This is a genomic window from Pedobacter indicus (assembly GCF_003449035.1).
Lineage (GTDB): Bacteria > Bacteroidota > Bacteroidia > Sphingobacteriales > Sphingobacteriaceae > Albibacterium > Albibacterium indicum.
Map to the genome: position 1 here is coordinate 1,954,662 of NZ_QRGB01000001.1, position 17,065 is coordinate 1,971,726.

Annotated in this window: 12 protein-coding genes; 9 read left to right on the forward strand and 3 right to left on the reverse strand. The window is 42.5% G+C overall.

Translation table 11 applies throughout. From position 1 onward, the window contains the following. Positions 1-53 precede the first annotated feature (53 nt). Entirely contained in the window at positions 54-869 is an 816-nt protein-coding gene (locus tag D3P12_RS08840; protein ID WP_118194723.1) for an energy transducer TonB, read from the reverse strand. A gap of 320 nt (positions 870-1,189) precedes the next feature. On the opposite strand from D3P12_RS08840, the gene D3P12_RS08845 reads away from it, so the two are divergent. The 3 genes from D3P12_RS08845 (at position 1,190) to D3P12_RS08855 (ending at position 4,870) form a co-directional block, all read left to right on the forward strand. Then, the gene (locus D3P12_RS08845) at positions 1,190-1,933 is read left to right on the forward strand and encodes a hypothetical protein (RefSeq protein WP_118194725.1); all 744 of its coding nucleotides are present in this window, start codon (positions 1,190-1,192) and stop codon (positions 1,931-1,933) included. Continuing rightward, entirely contained in the window at positions 1,918-3,438 is a 1,521-nt protein-coding gene (locus D3P12_RS08850) for an MDR family MFS transporter (protein WP_205941078.1), read from the forward strand. Before D3P12_RS08845 ends, D3P12_RS08850 begins: the two co-directional genes overlap by 16 nt. A 97-nt stretch (positions 3,439-3,535) precedes the next feature. Then, entirely contained in the window at positions 3,536-4,870 is a 1,335-nt protein-coding gene (locus tag D3P12_RS08855) for an FAD-dependent oxidoreductase (RefSeq protein WP_118197041.1), read from the forward strand. Here the strand turns inward: D3P12_RS08855 and D3P12_RS08860 are convergent. Together D3P12_RS08860 and ychF are read right to left on the reverse strand one after the other, a co-directional pair. Next, positions 4,867-5,592, reverse strand: coding sequence for an SIMPL domain-containing protein (locus D3P12_RS08860; RefSeq protein WP_118194727.1), 726 nt, complete (start codon positions 5,590-5,592; stop codon positions 4,867-4,869). The genes D3P12_RS08855 and D3P12_RS08860 overlap by 4 nt on opposite strands. 77 nt (positions 5,593-5,669) lie before the next feature. Next, on the reverse strand, positions 5,670-6,770 hold the full coding sequence (ychF, locus tag D3P12_RS08865) for a redox-regulated ATPase YchF (protein ID WP_118194729.1): 1,101 nt from the start codon (positions 6,768-6,770) through the stop codon (positions 5,670-5,672). A gap of 206 nt (positions 6,771-6,976) precedes the next feature. Here ychF and D3P12_RS08870 point away from each other — a divergent pair, with 206 nt between their 5' ends. From D3P12_RS08870 to D3P12_RS08895, 6 genes are all read left to right on the forward strand, one after another. After that, the gene (locus D3P12_RS08870; protein WP_118194731.1) at positions 6,977-8,161 is read left to right on the forward strand and encodes an ROK family transcriptional regulator; all 1,185 of its coding nucleotides are present in this window, start codon (positions 6,977-6,979) and stop codon (positions 8,159-8,161) included. 77 nt (positions 8,162-8,238) lie between these two features. Further along, a complete protein-coding gene (locus tag D3P12_RS08875; RefSeq protein WP_118194733.1) occupies positions 8,239-11,337 on the forward strand; it encodes a SusC/RagA family TonB-linked outer membrane protein in 3,099 nt (1,032 codons plus the stop codon). Positions 11,338-11,348: 11 nt separating this feature from the next. Next, positions 11,349-13,262 carry a SusD/RagB family nutrient-binding outer membrane lipoprotein gene (locus tag D3P12_RS08880; protein ID WP_118194735.1) on the forward strand — a complete coding sequence of 638 codons (1,914 nt, stop codon included), beginning with the start codon at positions 11,349-11,351 and terminating at the stop codon, positions 13,260-13,262. A gap of 135 nt (positions 13,263-13,397) precedes the next feature. Next, positions 13,398-15,131: a phospho-sugar mutase gene (locus D3P12_RS08885; RefSeq protein WP_118197042.1), complete on the forward strand. Its 1,734-nt coding sequence runs from the start codon at positions 13,398-13,400 to the stop codon at positions 15,129-15,131. A gap of 86 nt (positions 15,132-15,217) precedes the next feature. After that, a complete protein-coding gene (gene mqnE, locus D3P12_RS08890; RefSeq protein WP_118194737.1) occupies positions 15,218-16,429 on the forward strand; it encodes an aminofutalosine synthase MqnE in 1,212 nt (403 codons plus the stop codon). Position 16,430: 1 nt separating this feature from the next. Next, positions 16,431-17,063, forward strand: a complete 633-nt coding sequence (locus tag D3P12_RS08895; protein ID WP_118194739.1) for a histidine phosphatase family protein — start codon at positions 16,431-16,433, stop codon at positions 17,061-17,063. The last annotated feature ends 2 nt before the right edge of the window (positions 17,064-17,065 follow it).

Consider the following 17,065-nt stretch of genomic DNA (forward strand, 5'->3'; position numbering starts at 1 on the left):
TCAGATTCCTTGCATTTATATAATGTCTGGGTCAAACTTTGTTTCTTACGATGTTATTCTCTCCAAGTTAATAAGGGCGCAGCCTTAAAACTAAAAATAATCACTCCCGTTTGAACAGAAGGTGCATAATCCGAAGAGTTCAACCGAGCCGCTAATACCGCCTCTTCACATTCTTCTAGCAAAGCATGATTGCTAATAGTTGTACCGCGAATACCGGCTTTGGCCGATGTAATTCTGCCGTCACGATTAACGCGGATCTCAACCGCCACCTTACCCGATTGTTGTCTGTCATCTTCTATTTCCGGAGCAACATCGAAATGTCGACCATCTAAGATTAGTTGGATCTGTTCTAGTTTATCACTTTCTTTTTCATAATGAGAAGCTAAAGGATCTTCAAATTGGGAAGACGGTTTTCGATACCCCCAAAATGTATAAACCCATTTTTGAAAATTATCAATGTCTGCAATCCTTGTTGGTATAGCACCTGCTTTCTTTTGGTTTGAAAAAATGACTAGATCAACTTTCCCTCGCTGCTTAAACAAAACACCCACGATAGAACCCTTATCGTAATTACTTTTGAATGCTGCAGCGAAAGGCTCATAAACGATATCAAAACCATCATATAGCATTGATGCATCTTCAGAATCTATCTTTAAGATTTTTCGCAATCCATCTTCTGATAAACTTTGAGATTCATAATAGTAGTTGTAATACTCATAGTACTCAAGCATTTTACTGGTAACGGCGTCGAGGGAAACCAGATTCAGCTTGGAGTTTTTCAGTTTTCCGACTTTGGCAGTCGACCAAAGAAATTGCTGGCCGAAAGTGATAGAGGGAATGAAAAGCAGGAGGATGAAAAGCTTTTTCATATTGAAATGATTGATTTACATCTGATTACATGCTCTAATATAATCTTTTTTTCTCAACTGTCAGGATGAATAACAATGCTTTTGGTTATCACATTAGAAAGAACTCGGAAATACCTTCTATTGATTCAACCCGTTGTGAACTCGTAGTGCTCCCGTTGCGAACCCGTATAATTCATTAAATATACGGGTTGATTACCCGTTGATATCTGTCAGAATACGGTAATAAGTAAAGCAAATCCCTTCCAGAGCCATCAGAATTTTTGGAAAGATGGTTCTTAAAGGACATATTTGCCTGTTGTTGATTGACTTATCTTATATTTATGGCGGTTTTAAAAAACGGTAAACTTATAGGGAAGGTTGGCAACGTAGTTTATCGGGAGGTAAACGGTAAACTAATCGTACAGTCACGTCCGCGTCCGCGAAAGGGTGGCTTCAAGCTAACTTCCAGGAATTCAAATTTTGCAGCAGCGTCTAAAGCGGCTTCTCGCTTGTACGCGCAGATGAAAGATTTTGCATTGAATCAAACGACGCGTGATTTATACAGTTCGCTGGTTCGTTTGTTCATGGAGAGACCGGAGGCTCTTCAAGCAGAAAATAAGGATGAAGATTGGTCGCTGATACCTGACAGTCATCTACTGCCGGTAGAGAAGCGATCAAATTGGCATCTTTTGATGCAGGATGAGCTGGTTTCAGAGATAGCAGATGGTAAATGCTACCTGGAAATCCCCGCTTTGGCAACGAATAAGAAACCGGGCCCAGCACATAGAGCATGGAAAGAAGCGAGGGAGTTTGAAGTGACCTATGCTTTGATTTATTATGATGTTGATTCTGAGAGCGCTACGGTGGTGGAGCGCTGGTCGTCAGGCCGATTTCCTAAATCTGCCGGGTCTGATCCCATCGTTTTTGAGTATGAATTAAAGGATTTTAAAGAGTTCCCGATTTCAAGCGGTTTACTTCTTTTATCGGCGGGAATAAAATTCTATGCTTCGTCTTCTAGTGATTCTTATTTAAATTGCGAAGAATTTAACCCCTTTGTGATAGCAGGAATTTGGAAGAAACATTAACACCTGATCAGGACACCGTACAAAAAACAGCACCGGTTAAACGAGGTTGGATACTGGCTGCATTGATGGTTACCATGATGCTGGCTGCGATGGATAATACCATCGTGTCGACAGCAATTCCGCAAATAGTGGGCGACCTGGGTGGCTTTTCCTTGTTTAGTTGGGTCTTTTCAGTTTATCTGCTGGTGCAGACGATTACAATTCCCCTGTATGGTAAGCTGGCGGATATGTATGGCCGTAAGCCGATTTTGACTTTTGGGATCGGCACCTTTTTGGCTGGTTCAGCTTTGTGCGCACTGGCTTGGAATATGTATACATTGATTTTGTTCCGAGGTATCCAGGCTTTGGGAGCTGGGGCGATTATGGCGACGGTGAGTACATTGGCCGGAGATCTGTACAGCGTGCAAGAACGAGCGAAAATTCAGGGTTGGTTGTCGAGCGTGTGGGGTGTATCGGCTATTGCGGGGCCCGCCTTGGGAGGTGCTTTTGCAGAATATCTTTCCTGGCATTGGATTTTTTTGATCAACTTGCCGTTAGGGGCACTTTCGATTGTGTTGATCTATCTCTTTTTGCATGAACAAAAACCGAAAGTGTTACACAGAATTAAGGTCTCTGGTGCCGCGTTCATGCTGATCAGTGCTGCGGTGCTCATGTATGGTTTGTTACAAGGTGGACAGGCATGGCCTTGGTTTTCATGGAACAGCCTAGCTGTTTTTGCCTTGTCAGCTGTGCTGATTTATATCACGGTTCGGCTAGAGAGTAACAACCCGGAACCCGTTATGCCGCGGTGGATCTGGAATAATAGAATTCTTCTGGGTACTAACTTGGCCTTGGTCGGAATGGGGATTACGATGATGGCGCCGAGTATGTATCTGCCTGTTTACGCGCAGTCCGTCACAGGCGTTAGTCCCATAGCCGCGGGTTTTATTCTGGCGAGTATGAGTTTGACCTGGCCTTTGTTTTCCGGTTTTTCCGGAAGACTGTACTTGACCATCGGTTTTAGAAATACGGCGTTGACGGGTGTTTTTCTGGTTATCATAGGGATATCACTCTTTTTATTCCTTCCTTTTCCTGGGCCTGTATGGATGCTTGTTGGTAGTCAGTTATTGCTAGGGGCCGGTTTTGGATTGATTTCGACACCTTTGTTGGTGGGTGTGCAGTCGGCGGTCGACTGGAGTCGGAGGGGTGTTGTGACGGGCGCCAGTATGTTTTCAAGATATTTCGGGCAGACGCTAGGTGCGGCTATGTTTGCTGCGGTGTTCAACTCGGTGCTGCTGCTTGCGTTTCAGAAAGCACAAGAAGGAGTGGCAACGGTTCTTCCGGAGACGAATCGTGTTATTGAAGCTTTGCAGTCGCCCCAAACTGCACCGGAAACCCTGACCTTCCTACAGGAATCTTTTCATAAGGCGATTCACTATGTCTATATCGGTTTGCTAAGTGCTGCGCTGATTACCCTGTTTATCCTTTTGGCTACCCCAGCGAAGTTTGAGCCTCTAGAAAATTGATCGGCATGCTGTGCTCAACATTTTGAGTTAATCTTTGTTGGGTTTTAAAGATCGTGAAGATTTTTTTAAGTCAATTTTCTCAAAAGAGCTATCAAACATGAAGAAGCATTATAAAAATATAATTATTGGTTTTGGTAAAGGAGGGAAGACCCTAGCATCTTGGTTGGCGAGTCAGGGCGAGGAAGTGGCCGTGATCGAAAAATCAAAGAAGATGTATGGAGGTACTTGTATCAATGTGGCCTGTATTCCAACTAAGTCGCTGATTGTTAATGCTGAAAAAGGGATGAATTTTGGAAAGGCGCGGAAAACGAAGGATAAGCTAGTCGGCGCATTGCGAGAGAAAAACTATGATAAGCTGGCTAATGCTGCGAACGCAACGGTGATCGACGGGGTGGCTTCTTTTGTTTCGGCAAATGAATTAAAAGTAGTTAGGAAAGGAGAGGAGAAGACAGTTTCCGCTGATCGTATTTTTATTAATACCGGAACGAAAGCTCGGTTGCCGAAGATAGAGGGTGTTGACGGGCCGCGAGTTTATACGAGTACGAACCTGATGAATGTTGCTGAACGTCCGAAACGCCTGGTGATTGTTGGTGGCGGGTTTATCGGGTTGGAGTTTGCTGATATGTTTTTGAAATTTGGAAGTCGGGAGGTTGTGATACTAGATGGGGGCGACCGTTTGCTGCCAAAGGAAGATGCCGATGTCCGCGAATCGGTACTAAAAGTTTTGGAAGATAAGGGGTTGGAAGTGATTTTGGGAGCCAAGGTGGAGGCCTTTGTAGACAAGAAAAAGCGTGTGGAGGTGACCTACAGTCAGGGTGGCAAGGAAAAATCACTGAAAGCCGACGCGGTGCTTATGGCGACCGGTCGTGAAGCGGTGACGAAAAAACTGAATCTGGAGGCGGCGGGAATTGAAACGGATGAAAAAGGGTTTATCGTGGTGGATAATCAATTGCGGACCACAGCAGACAATATTTGGGCTATCGGTGATGTGAATGGCGGACCACAGTTTACATACATTTCGCTTGATGATTTTAGGATCATTAAAAACCAGCTCGATAAATCTTATTACAATTCTTTGAAAAGGAGGAAGAACTTTGCGACGACACTCTTCACTACTCCGCCTTATGCTCGTGTGGGAATGAATGAAAGCGAGGCAAAGGAGGCGGGGCTGGATTTTGATGTTTTTAGTTTGCCTGCTGCTAATATTCCGAAGGCTGCGATCCTCCAACAGAAAGAAGGGCTTTTGAAAGCGATCGTGGAAAAGGAATCTGGAAAAATCCTAGGCTGTATGTTGCATTGTGCGGAAGCCCATGAACTTATCAATATCGTCCAATTGGCGATGAATGCAGGTGTCCGCTACGAAGTGCTGAGAGATCAAATCTATACACACCCCACGATGGCTGAAAGTCTGAATGATCTTTTTGGGGCTTAATCAATCGAGAAGTCTGCATTCACTACCGCGGTAATTTCTTTTCGGATGGAAGACACATCATTGATACCCATATCGGAAACCATATTGGAATTTTCCGGTGTGATCTGAATGACACCCATTCTCGCTCTTCTTAAAGCACCTAATTTTCTTCCCGTAGCTTCAGCAATTCGCTCACCACGGGTCATGGCGTCTTTTGCAGCCTCAGCTTGGATTTCAATTTTAATCTCACCGATCTTTGTATAGTAATATTCAGGCGAGTTGACCCTGAAATCTAGCCCTTGCTGTACAAGGGAGCTGATATCGATTGAGGTTTCCTTTATTTTTTCAACGTTTGTCGATGATAGGCGAAAAGTCTGCGACGAGCTATAAGATGAAATTCCACGATTGCGACCGTTCTCGTCATAATAATAGTTTGGGTAAGTATTGATGGTTTGGAAATCAATATCTTCTTCTGGAAATCCATTGTCAGTCAGGTATTTGATTAGGGTAGGCTTCTGACTTTGGAGCTGATTGTATGCCTCAGCGCTTGAACTTGCATTGGCCGATAAGGTTCCACTTAATATCGCCAGATCTGAAACGATCAACTTTTTGGCAGAGCCGGTAGCGGTAATCGTTTCATCGTTGTTTCGAATATTATTGAAGCCGTTGGCTAAAATGAATGTAGCGATGATGGCTGCGAGACCAATAATGATGCTGGGGAGTACAAATCGATTGCTATTCATTTTTATGAATTTAGATTGGTTTTCAACTCTTTATCTTATAACCAAATCTACAAATAATTTACTGATATCGATTGCAATTAAACATTAAAACGGAAATGCATGATATCACCGTCCTCCACCACATAGGCTTTACCCTCTACACTGAGTTTGCCAGCTTCCTTGCAAGCAGCTTCTGAGCCTAGGGTTACGAAGTCGTCGTATTTGATTACTTCCGCACGAATAAAACCTTTTTCAAAATCTGTATGGATAACACCCGCGGCTTGAGGGGCTGTAAAGCCTTTGGTAATTGTCCATGCTCTAACTTCCTGAACACCAGCAGTAAAATACGTTGATAAGTTCAGTAATTTGTAAGCTGCTTTAATCAACTTGTTAACACCAGATTCCGATAGTCCCAGGTCCTCCAGAAAAACTTGTCGTTCTTCATAACTGTCTAATTCAGCGATTTCAGATTCAATCTTTGCAGAGATAATCAACACTTCTGCGTCTTCTTCTTTAACAGCCTCTTTAACCTGATCTACATAAGCGTTGCCCGAAACGACAGAAGCTTCATCAACATTACAGACATACAAAACAGGCTTTTGAGTAAGTAACCCTAAGTCTTTGATGAAATCAAAATCTTCTTCTGAAAGCGGAGCTGTCCGTACTGATTTTCCGCTTTCTAAGGTTTCTTTAATAACACTCAATACGTCATAAGTTTTCTTTGCTTCTTTATCACCACCGGTTTTTGCCATCTTTTCAACCTTTTGAATACGTTTGCTTACCGTATCCAGGTCTTTCAGTTGTAACTCAGTATCGATGATTTCTTTGTCACGGATGGGATCAACCGAACCATCAACGTGAACCACATTGCCATCGTCAAAACAACGCAATACATGGATGATCGCATGGGTGGTGCGGATGTTTCCTAAGAATTGATTCCCCAGTCCTTCGCCCTTGCTGGCACCTTTAACCAATCCGGCGATATCAACGATTTCAATGGTATTGGGAACAACACGTTGGGGCTTAACCAGTTCACTTAATTTCGTTAGGCGTTCATCTGGCACGGTGATAACGCCTACATTGGGTTCGATGGTACAGAAAGGGAAGTTAGCCGACTGTGCTTTCGCGTTTGATAAACAATTAAATAAGGTTGATTTTCCAACATTGGGTAATCCAACAATTCCGCATTGTAATGCCATTTGATCTAATTATTAGGGTTGTATCTGTTCTGTAAATTTTGTTGCAAAGATAAAAATTAAAACAGGATGCGAAGCAACTAAAGTGCCCTGATTGAAATCGTGTAACTTTTTAAATAGAAACGTATACTTTAAAAAAAAATTAAAAAGTATTTCGTAATTAATAAAATGTGTATTAAGTTTGCGTTAAGTAATATTTAATTTGTTGTATGTCCAAGACTTTACTTAAGGATGATTTTCGTAAAACATTGTTAACCGCGATGTTCTATGAAGGGAAGTTAAGCTTGTCTGAGCTGAGTCATCGTTGTCATAAGAGTATTCCGAATGTGACCAATGTGGTAGCGGAGTTGCAGAAAGAGGGATACATAGAGGTGCATGAACCGACTGAGTCTTCGGGTGGGCGTAGGCCAGTTAAATACTCCTTGAATAAAGATAAAGATCATTATTTCGTAGCCGTCGCGACTGATCAACTGATGACCCGGATCGCCTTTTACGATTTAAAGCGCAAGCTTGTAGGCGAGGTGCAGACGGAGAATATTAATAACTATGAAGATCCGGACGGCTTGAACCGACTGATTGCTTTTATTAACCAAGCGATTGACCAATCGAAAATTTCGCGTGATAAAATTCAAGCAGTAGGGGTGGCCATGCCAGGCTTCGTTAATATTGTCGAAGGCGTAAATTATTCATTTTTCACGGATATAGACCAGAGCTTGCGCGATCATCTGACTGATAAGATAGGTTTGCCTGTTTTTATTGATAATGATTCAAGTGCGATTGCTTATGCAGAACTGCGTTTCGGTGCGGCGAAAGATTTGAAAAATGTCATGGTAGTTAATATCGGTTGGGGTACTGGTTTGGGAATGATCGTGAACGGTTCGTTGTTTAGAGGGCACAGCGGTTACGCGGGCGAACTAAGCCATATTCCCCTTTCAGATAATGATAATCTCTGTTCTTGCGGAAAACGCGGTTGTCTGGAAGTGGACACCTCGCTGGTTGTTGTGGCCGATAAAGCGAAAGAAGCTATCCGTTTAGGGGCTAAGTCGAGTTTGGCAACGCTATTTTCGGATCCGAGCAAGCTGCCAGGCGAGCATCTTATCGATGCTGCGGTAAAAGGTGACCCCTTGGCTATTTCATTATTGTCTGAAGCATCGTTTATGTTAGGAAAGGGCTTAGCGACGCTGATTCACATTATGAACCCCGAACTTATTGTTTTAAGCGGTCGTGGTGCAGAAGCAGGAAATATATTGGTTGCACCCATACGCCAAGCTTTACACCAGTTTTGTATACCTAAGTTGATGGAACACACAGAGTTGGTTGTGTCTGACCTGGGTAATAATGCAGAGCTAATCGGAGCCTTGGCAATTGCCATTGAAAATCATGAATTCTATTAACATATATACATTAACAACACCTTAATTATTAAAAACAAACAATCTAAACAAGAAAAGACAAACAAAATCACGTAGTTATGAGAAATATGTACATGAAGTGCATCGCGTTGATGATTATGATCGGACTATCAGCACCGCTATTTGCACAAAAGACCATATCCGGAACCGTTTCGGATAATATGGGGCCACTGCCGGGAGCCAGTGTCCTCGTCAAAGGAACAGACAGAGGTCTGCAGACCGATGCGAATGGTAAATATACGATCCAAGCTTCAGAAGGTGAAGTTATTACCTTTTCAATGATCGGGTTTACAACTCAAGAGATCGCTGTTGGCAGTCAAACGGTAATTAATGTTAACCTTTCCCAGGATAACCAGGCTTTGGATGAGGTCGTAGTTACGGCATTGGGTATCCAACGTGAGAAGAAATCGTTGGGTTATGCTTTGCAGGAAGTGAAGGGGGACGATCTTGTTCAGGCTCGTGAGCCGAACCTAGCAAACGCTTTGACAGGTAAAGTAGCTGGTTTGCAAGTTGTGAGAGGGAGTGGTGGCCCAGCAGGTTCTTCAAAAATTGTATTGCGCGGATTTAACTCGCTTACAGGTGATAACCAACCTTTGATTGTTATTGATGGAGTGCCGATGGATAACTTTACAGGTGCATCCAACAATGATTTCTGGAACCCTTCATTGGATATGGGTAATGGCTTGGGTGATATTAACCCAGATGATATTGCCAGCATGTCGGTGTTGAAAGGTGCTTCCGCTGCAGCTTTGTACGGATCAAGAGCTGGTAATGGTGTGATTTTGATTACTACCAAATCAGGTCGTAAAACAGAAGGTTTGGGTATTACCTATTCAACTTCCGTGGGATTTGAAAGCGCGTTTACAACTCCTGAGATGCAAAATTCATTTGGGCAGGGTACAGAAGGTATTTTTGATAGTCAAAGCGGTTCAAGCTGGGGACCCGCAATTACAGGTCAGACCGTAGAAAACTGGGATGGTCGTCAGGTTCCGCTGAGAGCATATGATAATGTAAATAATTATTTTGGAAAAGGTTTTAATCAAAAACACAACCTTTCTTTGTCTCAGAGTTTTAATAATACGTCTGTTTATTCTTCTGTATCCTATATGGGGGATGATAGTCAGATTCCTGGTGCCGAGTTGGAGCGTTTTAGTTTTTTAACTAAAGCAACAACAAGTTTTGGTCCGGAAGAGCGGTGGACTGCAGAAACGAAGGTTAACTATATCAATACCAAAGCGTTTAATCGTCCTGTAAGCGGTAGTAATTCAAATAACGCTTTTACAACCATGTACTTATTGCCACGTTCTTTGGATATTACACAGTTTGAAAATTCCGTAGACGAGTTTGGCAATATGATCTGGTACAATGCCGGAAACGGTATCAACCCATATTGGAACTCTTTATACAATAGAAATGAAGACGCCAGAAATCGTTTCTTACTAAACGGATCACTGAAATATAGATTTAACGAATGGTTGAATGGTGAGTTGCGTGCGGGGGCTGATCTTTATCAAACAAGCTTCAATACGAAATTGAATTCAGGTAGTCCGCTGTCTGCAACAGGTCGTTACAGCTTGGGTAAAAATGATTTCAACGAAACGAACTTAAGCGCTTTGTTCTCAGCACAGAAAGATAATATCTGGGGCAGATGGGGTGGTGCTGCTACTTTAGGGGGTAACTTGATGGCACAGAAAAGCACGAGCATCAGTTCAAATGCCGGTGAATTGGTTGTGCCAAACTTGTTTTCAATTAACAACGGTGTGAACAATCCAACTGTTACTGAAGGTTACAGCGAGAAACGGATTAATTCAGTTTATGGAACTGTGCAAGTAAATTATGATGGTTTTTTCTTCCTAGATGGTACTTTCCGTAACGACTGGTCTTCTACCTTAAAGGATCCGTTCTTCTATCCTTCAGTTAGTACGTCCTTGGTGCTTTCAGAAATGATCAACAAGTCCGGAGGTAATATGCCTAGCTGGATCAGCTACGCAAAAGTTCGTGGATCGTATGCGGAAGTGGGTAATGATATGAATGCATATCAATTATTAAATACGTATTGGATCGGAAAAGATCCAGATGGTAATACTACCGCTGGTAGAAACTCTACGTTATACAATGAAAATGTGGTAGCTGAGTTGATTAAGTCTTGGGAAGCCGGTGCGGAAATCCGTTTCTTGAATAACCGTTTTGGATTGGACTTCTCATGGTACAAGTCGAATGCTACCAACCAGTTGATTACATTGCCGATGAACCCATTAAGTGGTTATACAGGCAGAATTATCAACGCAGGTAATATTCAAAATGAGGGTATCGAGATTATGACGAACGCATTGATCCTTGATAATCCTGAAGGTCTAAGCTGGAATTTGAATGTGAATTATTCAAAAAATAAGAATAAGATTCTTTCTTTGGCAGATGATGTAACTTCATATCCGTTAGGTGGCTATGATAATATTGCTATAAACGCGGTTGTCGGTGAGGACTATGGTGATATCTGGGGAACTTCATTTCGTCGTGTAACGGATGAGAGCAGTGAATACTTCGGACAACTATTATTGAACGAAAATGGCTTGCCGGTACAGTCGAATGAAAAGATCAGGTTGGGAAATCAGCAGGCTACCGGCTTGTTGGGTATCATCAATAGCTTTAGTTATGCGGGAGTAAATCTTGGATTTCAAATTGACGCGCGTTTCGGCGGAAAGGTTTTTGCCGGTACGCACCAAATGATGCAACGGTCGGGTACAGCAGCAATTACGGCACCAGGGGGAAGCCGTGAAGATATGATCGTAGCAGGGGTGATTCAATCTGGAGATAATTATGTTGAAAACACGACTCCGGTTACAGTACAACAATATTGGGGGGCTGTGGCAGGTGTTGGAAATACAGGTATTTCAGAAGCAAACATTTACGATGCAACGAATGTACGTTTGAGGAATGTAAGCATCGATTATAACTTGCCAAAGAAATTCTTGCAAAATACACCGATCCAAGGTGCTAAAATCGGACTTTCAATGAATAATGTATGGATGATCCACAGCAACCTGAACGGACTTGATCCGGAATCTACTTATGCTACAGGTACCAACGCTGTTGGTTTTGAATATGGTAGTGGACCAACCACTCGGTCATTCCTTGTTAACCTATCCGTTTCATTCTAAAAAGAAATCTCATGAAAATCTTAAATAATAAATTATCAAAATCATTCTTAGCGTTGGGTGTGGCAGCGGTCATATCTTCCTGTTCTAAGTTTGAAGACATTAATAAGAGTCCGCAGGCAGCGGACGATCAGCAGGTTCAGGTTGAGTACTTCATCAACGCATCTATTAATGGAGCACAAATGAACCCGGATGTTGCCGAGCGTGCTTTTGTATTATACTGGAAAACAGCCGGACGCCAACATCGTCTAACGTTCTTTAATAATGGTACTTATGATGATGGTTATACATCCGCATACTACAATCAGTCAGCAACCTGGTTAAACCGTATTAATGAGGCCGTGCAAATTGCTGAGGCAAAAATTGAGGTTGGTGATGTAAAAGAGTATACAGGCAACTTGTTGCAGGTAGCTCGTATCTGGAGGGCTTACCTTTTGAGTGAATTTTCGGACAATTTTGGTCCTGCACCAATTGATGCTTTTAAAGCCGTGAATCCAACTTTCGCGAGCACGAAAGACGTATACTATTACTGCTTAGAGGAGCTTAAAGATGCTTCATCAAAACTGGATCTAGGAATTGCAAACCCTGAGGTCTTAAAAGGCAATGATCCTGCGTATCAATACGATTATGAAAAATGGCAAAAGTATGCAAACTCGATGCGCCTAAGATTAGCAATGCGCTTGTCGGAAGTAGATCCGGCGAAAGCAAAAGCTGAATTTGAAGATGCTGCCAGCAAGCCACTTTTAACTGCAATGGATGAAACATTTCAGGTTCAGGAAGCTCCAGGATGGAGTGATTTGTCTGGTGTAATGTCTCGTGAGTGGAACTCGCAGTTACTATCTCCTACTTTAAATAATTTGTTCATTGGGTTGGGAGGAGTAGAATCGGCCGATCAGCTGACAAATGCTGAAATGAAGGGCAAAATCAAAGCGGCTAACTACATGGGTGAGAAATATGATAATCATATCTCCTCATTGTCTAATGACCCTTCTGCCGGTTATTGGTTAGATGGTTTGCCAAATAGCATCGACCCGAGGGCGTATAAATTATTTATTGTGCCAGGTGATTTCACTAATCCGGATTTTAGCCGCTTCCCAACGTATGCTGATAACCCAATTATTACTGAGAGAAACTTGGTGGATGCCGATGGAAAGCTGGTGAAAAAACTTGACGGTAAAAATACATGGAATGCAGCAACTATTGGTGATTGGGGTGAAAAGGGCGCTAAAAACCAAATCTACATTTGGGAAGGTGCAAACCCGCGTTTAGCGCAGCGTTATAGAAACAGTGCTAATAAGCGTATTTTCTTTGCGCCTTGGGAAACCTATTTCTTACTAGCGGAAGCAGGGGTGAGAGGCTGGGCAGCACCAGGTGCACCAAAATCAAACTATGAAAAAGGTATTGAGTTGAGTTTCGCTTATAACGGTGTTAGCAGCTTCTTGACAGATTACTTGAAATCGACTGATTTTAACCGTGTGGGCACCTCGGTAAGCTGGGATCATACTACTGAACCGACTGCTAAAACGGTAACATTCAAAAATGGATATACAGGTGCGGCTGGTTCGGCTACGTATAATTACCCAAAAAATACGCTGTATAAGAATGGAACGGTTAATAATGATCATTTAACGAAGATCATTACGCAGAAGTTCATTGCGCAAACCCCTTGGTTGCCGATGGAGACATGGAGTGATCACCGTCGCCTAGGCTTGCCATTCTTTGAAAATCCGGCGATTGAGAGACCGTTGATTGACCTTCCTGCGTTAAACAAATCGAACTATATGACCAGTCAGGTTGAGTTCTTTCCGCAGCGCTTGAGATATCCATCTGGTTTCAGAAACAGTGATCCGGATGGTTACGCTGAAGCTGTTTCTTTATTGGAGGGTGAAGATGCAGTATTGACACCGCTATGGTGGGCAATGCATTAAGATTGGATTCTTAACTTACAAATAAGTTTAGAAAAAGCGGTGCTATTATTTCAGCACCGCTTTTTTATTTTGTGTTTCGTGAATTTCATCCTATTTTTATCAACAAACAATGACCCGAATTTAAATCGAATAGAAATGACTAATCTTGATCCTCAAATACTAGAAAAAGCTCGTGTATGGTTGCAAGCTCCCTATGATTCAGAAACGAGGAAGGCCGTTCAGGGGATGCTGGACGAGAATCAGGTGGAAGAACTGACGGATTCTTTTTATAAGGACCTGGAGTTTGGTACTGGCGGACTGCGCGGAATAATGGGTTATGGAACGAATAAGATCAACAAATATACGTTGGGAAAGGCTACTCAGGGCTTTAGTAATTACCTGAAGAAGACTTATCCGGGTGAGGAAATTAAGGTGGCGATCTCTTATGATAGCCGAAATAATTCACGCGAGTTTGCTAAGATTGTTCGGGATGTTTTTTCGGCGAATGATATTGTTGTGCACTTCTTCAATGAACTGAGACCTACACCGCAGCTTTCTTTTGCTATCCGTCATCTGAATTGTCATGGTGGCGTGATGTTAACGGCTTCTCATAACCCGAAAGAGTATAATGGCTATAAGGCTTATGGTAAGGACGGAGGGCAATTGGTGGCTCCGCACGATAAGCTGGTTATCGATGAAGTAAATGCAATTACGGATTTGAATGACATCAAGTTCGATGCGAAAGATGTAAATATCCGCGTTGTTGGAAAAGAGATAGATGAAGAATACATTAAACAGCTAAAGACGCTGTCTATTAATCCGGATATCGTTAATAAGCAATCGGATTTAAAAATCGTATTTTCTTCAATTCACGGAACGGGTATCACAGTAGTGCCTGAAACACTTAGAACCTGGGGTTTTACCAATGTTTCAGTTGTAGAACAACAGGAGCAACCTGACGGTAATTTCCCGACGGTTGTTTATCCGAATCCGGAAGAAAAGGACGCGATGGCACTGGCGATAGCCGATGCTGAACGTTTGGATGCAGATCTGGTAATGGCGACTGACCCTGACGCAGATCGTGTGGGTTTGGCTATTAAGAATAATCACGGCAAATTTGAATTGCTTAATGGGAATCAGATTTTTGCTTTATTGGCAGAATACGTGCTGGGTTCATTAAAGAGGTCGGGAGAGTCTTTTGAAAATGCTTATGTGGTGAAAACCATTGTTACGACTAATCTGGTTGCGGAAATAGCCAAACATTATCAGGTTCCTTGTCACGATGTACTTACTGGTTTTAAGTATATCGGCGAACTGATGACGGCGAATGAAGGGAAGAAGAGGTTTATTATGGGTGGTGAGGAAAGCTACGGGTTTTTGATCGGTGATCTGGTAAGAGATAAAGACGCGGTGGTATCGTGTGCATTCATCGCGGAGATGGCTGGGTATTTTAAGAATGAGGGTAAAAGCGTGTATGAAACTTTGCAATCCATTTACGCGAAATATGGCTATTTTAAAGAAAAGCAGGTTTCTTTGACAAAAAAGGGGAAGTCTGGTGCTGATGAGATTAAGGAGATGATGACTCAATTCCGGGCGAACAGTCCGCAACAGCTAGGCGGTATCGACGTGATTGCTGTGAAAGATTATAAGAGTTCTGAGTTGCACGATCTGCAGAACGATCGGAAAGAATCGATTAATCTCCCTAAATCGGATGTGCTTCAGTTTGTTACAGCAGAGGGTGATATTATTTCGATTCGTCCTTCGGGAACCGAGCCGAAAATAAAATTCTATTGCAATGTGAAAATCGACGGCGATGGTGCGGGTGATGGTGAGGAAATGGATCGTCTATTGGAAGCGAAAATAGACCGGATCATGAAAGATCTTGTCTGATTTATTCTACAACTTCTTCTATAACAAAGCTGCGGTTATTCTCTTAAATGTTGCCGTTTTCGTACATTTGTAAGAAACGAACGCAAATGAAAGCTGAACATAAACTGCAGTTTTTAATAGAAGACAAACACCTTGATCCTGATTTAAAAAAGATTGCTGAAAAAGTGCTTTCTGAAGATCGTATCAGCTTCGACGAGGGTGTATTGCTCTTCGAAAAAGGGGAACTGGGTTATCTTGGTACGCTGGCAAACTATATTCGGGAGAAGAGGCACGGCGATTTTACCTACTTTAATCGCAATTTCCATATCGAACCAACAAACGTATGTGTATACGATTGCAAATTCTGTTCTTATTCGCGTTTGATTAAACAGCGGAGTGAAGGATGGGAGATGGATGTTGACGGGATGATGGATATCGTTCGTGAATACGATGGTGAACCGGTTACAGAAGTACATATTACAGGAGGCGTTGTACCGAAGCAGAATCTGGACTTCTACGCTTCTTTTTTCCGTCGTTCAAAGGCTCATCGGCCTGATTTACATATCAAAGCATTAACGCCGGTTGAATATTATTATATCTTCAAAAAGGCGAAGATGAGTCATTACGAAGGGATGAAATACATGAAGGAGGCTGGGCTGGATTCGATGCCGGGTGGAGGTGCAGAGATTTTCCACCCTGAGATCAGGGAGCAGATCGCTGCCGATAAATGCAATGCGGAACAATGGCTCGACATTCATGAGCAGGCACATAAGCTGGGGATGCGGAGCAATGCTACCATGTTATACGGTCATATCGAAGAATTTTATCATCGCATCGACCATATGGAAAGATTGAGACAGTTGCAGGATAAGACTGGCGGTTTTCAGGCTTTTATACCTTTGAAATTCAGAAATAAGGATAATCAGATGTCCCATGTACCTGAGGTTTCTGTGATTGAGGATTTACGGAACTATGCGGTTAGCCGCATTTATATGGATAATTTTGATCATATTAAGGCCTATTGGGCAATGATCAGTCGGAATACAGCTCAATTATCATTGGCTTTCGGTGTTGATGATATCGATGGTACCTTAGATGATACAACGAAAATCTATTCAATGGCAGGGTCTGAGGAACAGAATCCGGCGATGAGCACGCAGCAATTGGTTGAGCTGATACGTAACGTGGGTCGACATCCGATAGAAAGAGACACGCTTTATGGGGTTGTTACAGATTATAAGGATGTGGAGTTTGAGGGTACAGTAAAACCTAAATATTATCCTTTACCTGTCTTGGAAAATAATAATACAGCAAGTTAAATTGAAGAGAACATTTTATATTATCCGTCACGGACAGACCGATCTAAACAAACAAGGAATTGTACAGGGCAAAGGGATTGATTCTCCTTTGAACGAACACGGACGAAAGCAAGCTGCGGCTTTTTATGAATATTATAAGGATGTGCCCTTTGACCGGGTGGTCACCTCAACCCTGCAACGGACGCAGCAAACTGTGCAGGCCTTCATTGATAAGGGAATCGAATGGAATCAGCATCCAGGTTTGGATGAAATCAGTTGGGGGATTTACGAGGGGAAGGTTCATGACGAGGTTTTAATGGCTGATTTTAATCGGATGATCGAGTGCTGGACGAACGGTGAGCTGGATGTTTGTGTGGAAGGGGGAGAGAGCCCGAATGAAATGAAGAAACGCCAGGAAGCGGCATTGAAAGATATTCTGGAACTGACGAAAGATGATAAAAATGTGCTTATTTGTACGCACGGGCGTGCATTGAGGATGTTGATGTGTTTGCTTACAAAGCAACCTTATTCAGCGATGGATTCTTTTCCACATACGAATACAGCACTTTATAAAGTCGAATATGGTGGAGAAAATTTCCATATCGATGAATTCTATAATACTGACCACTTGGAGGGACTCGAAGAGTCTGTTTAAAC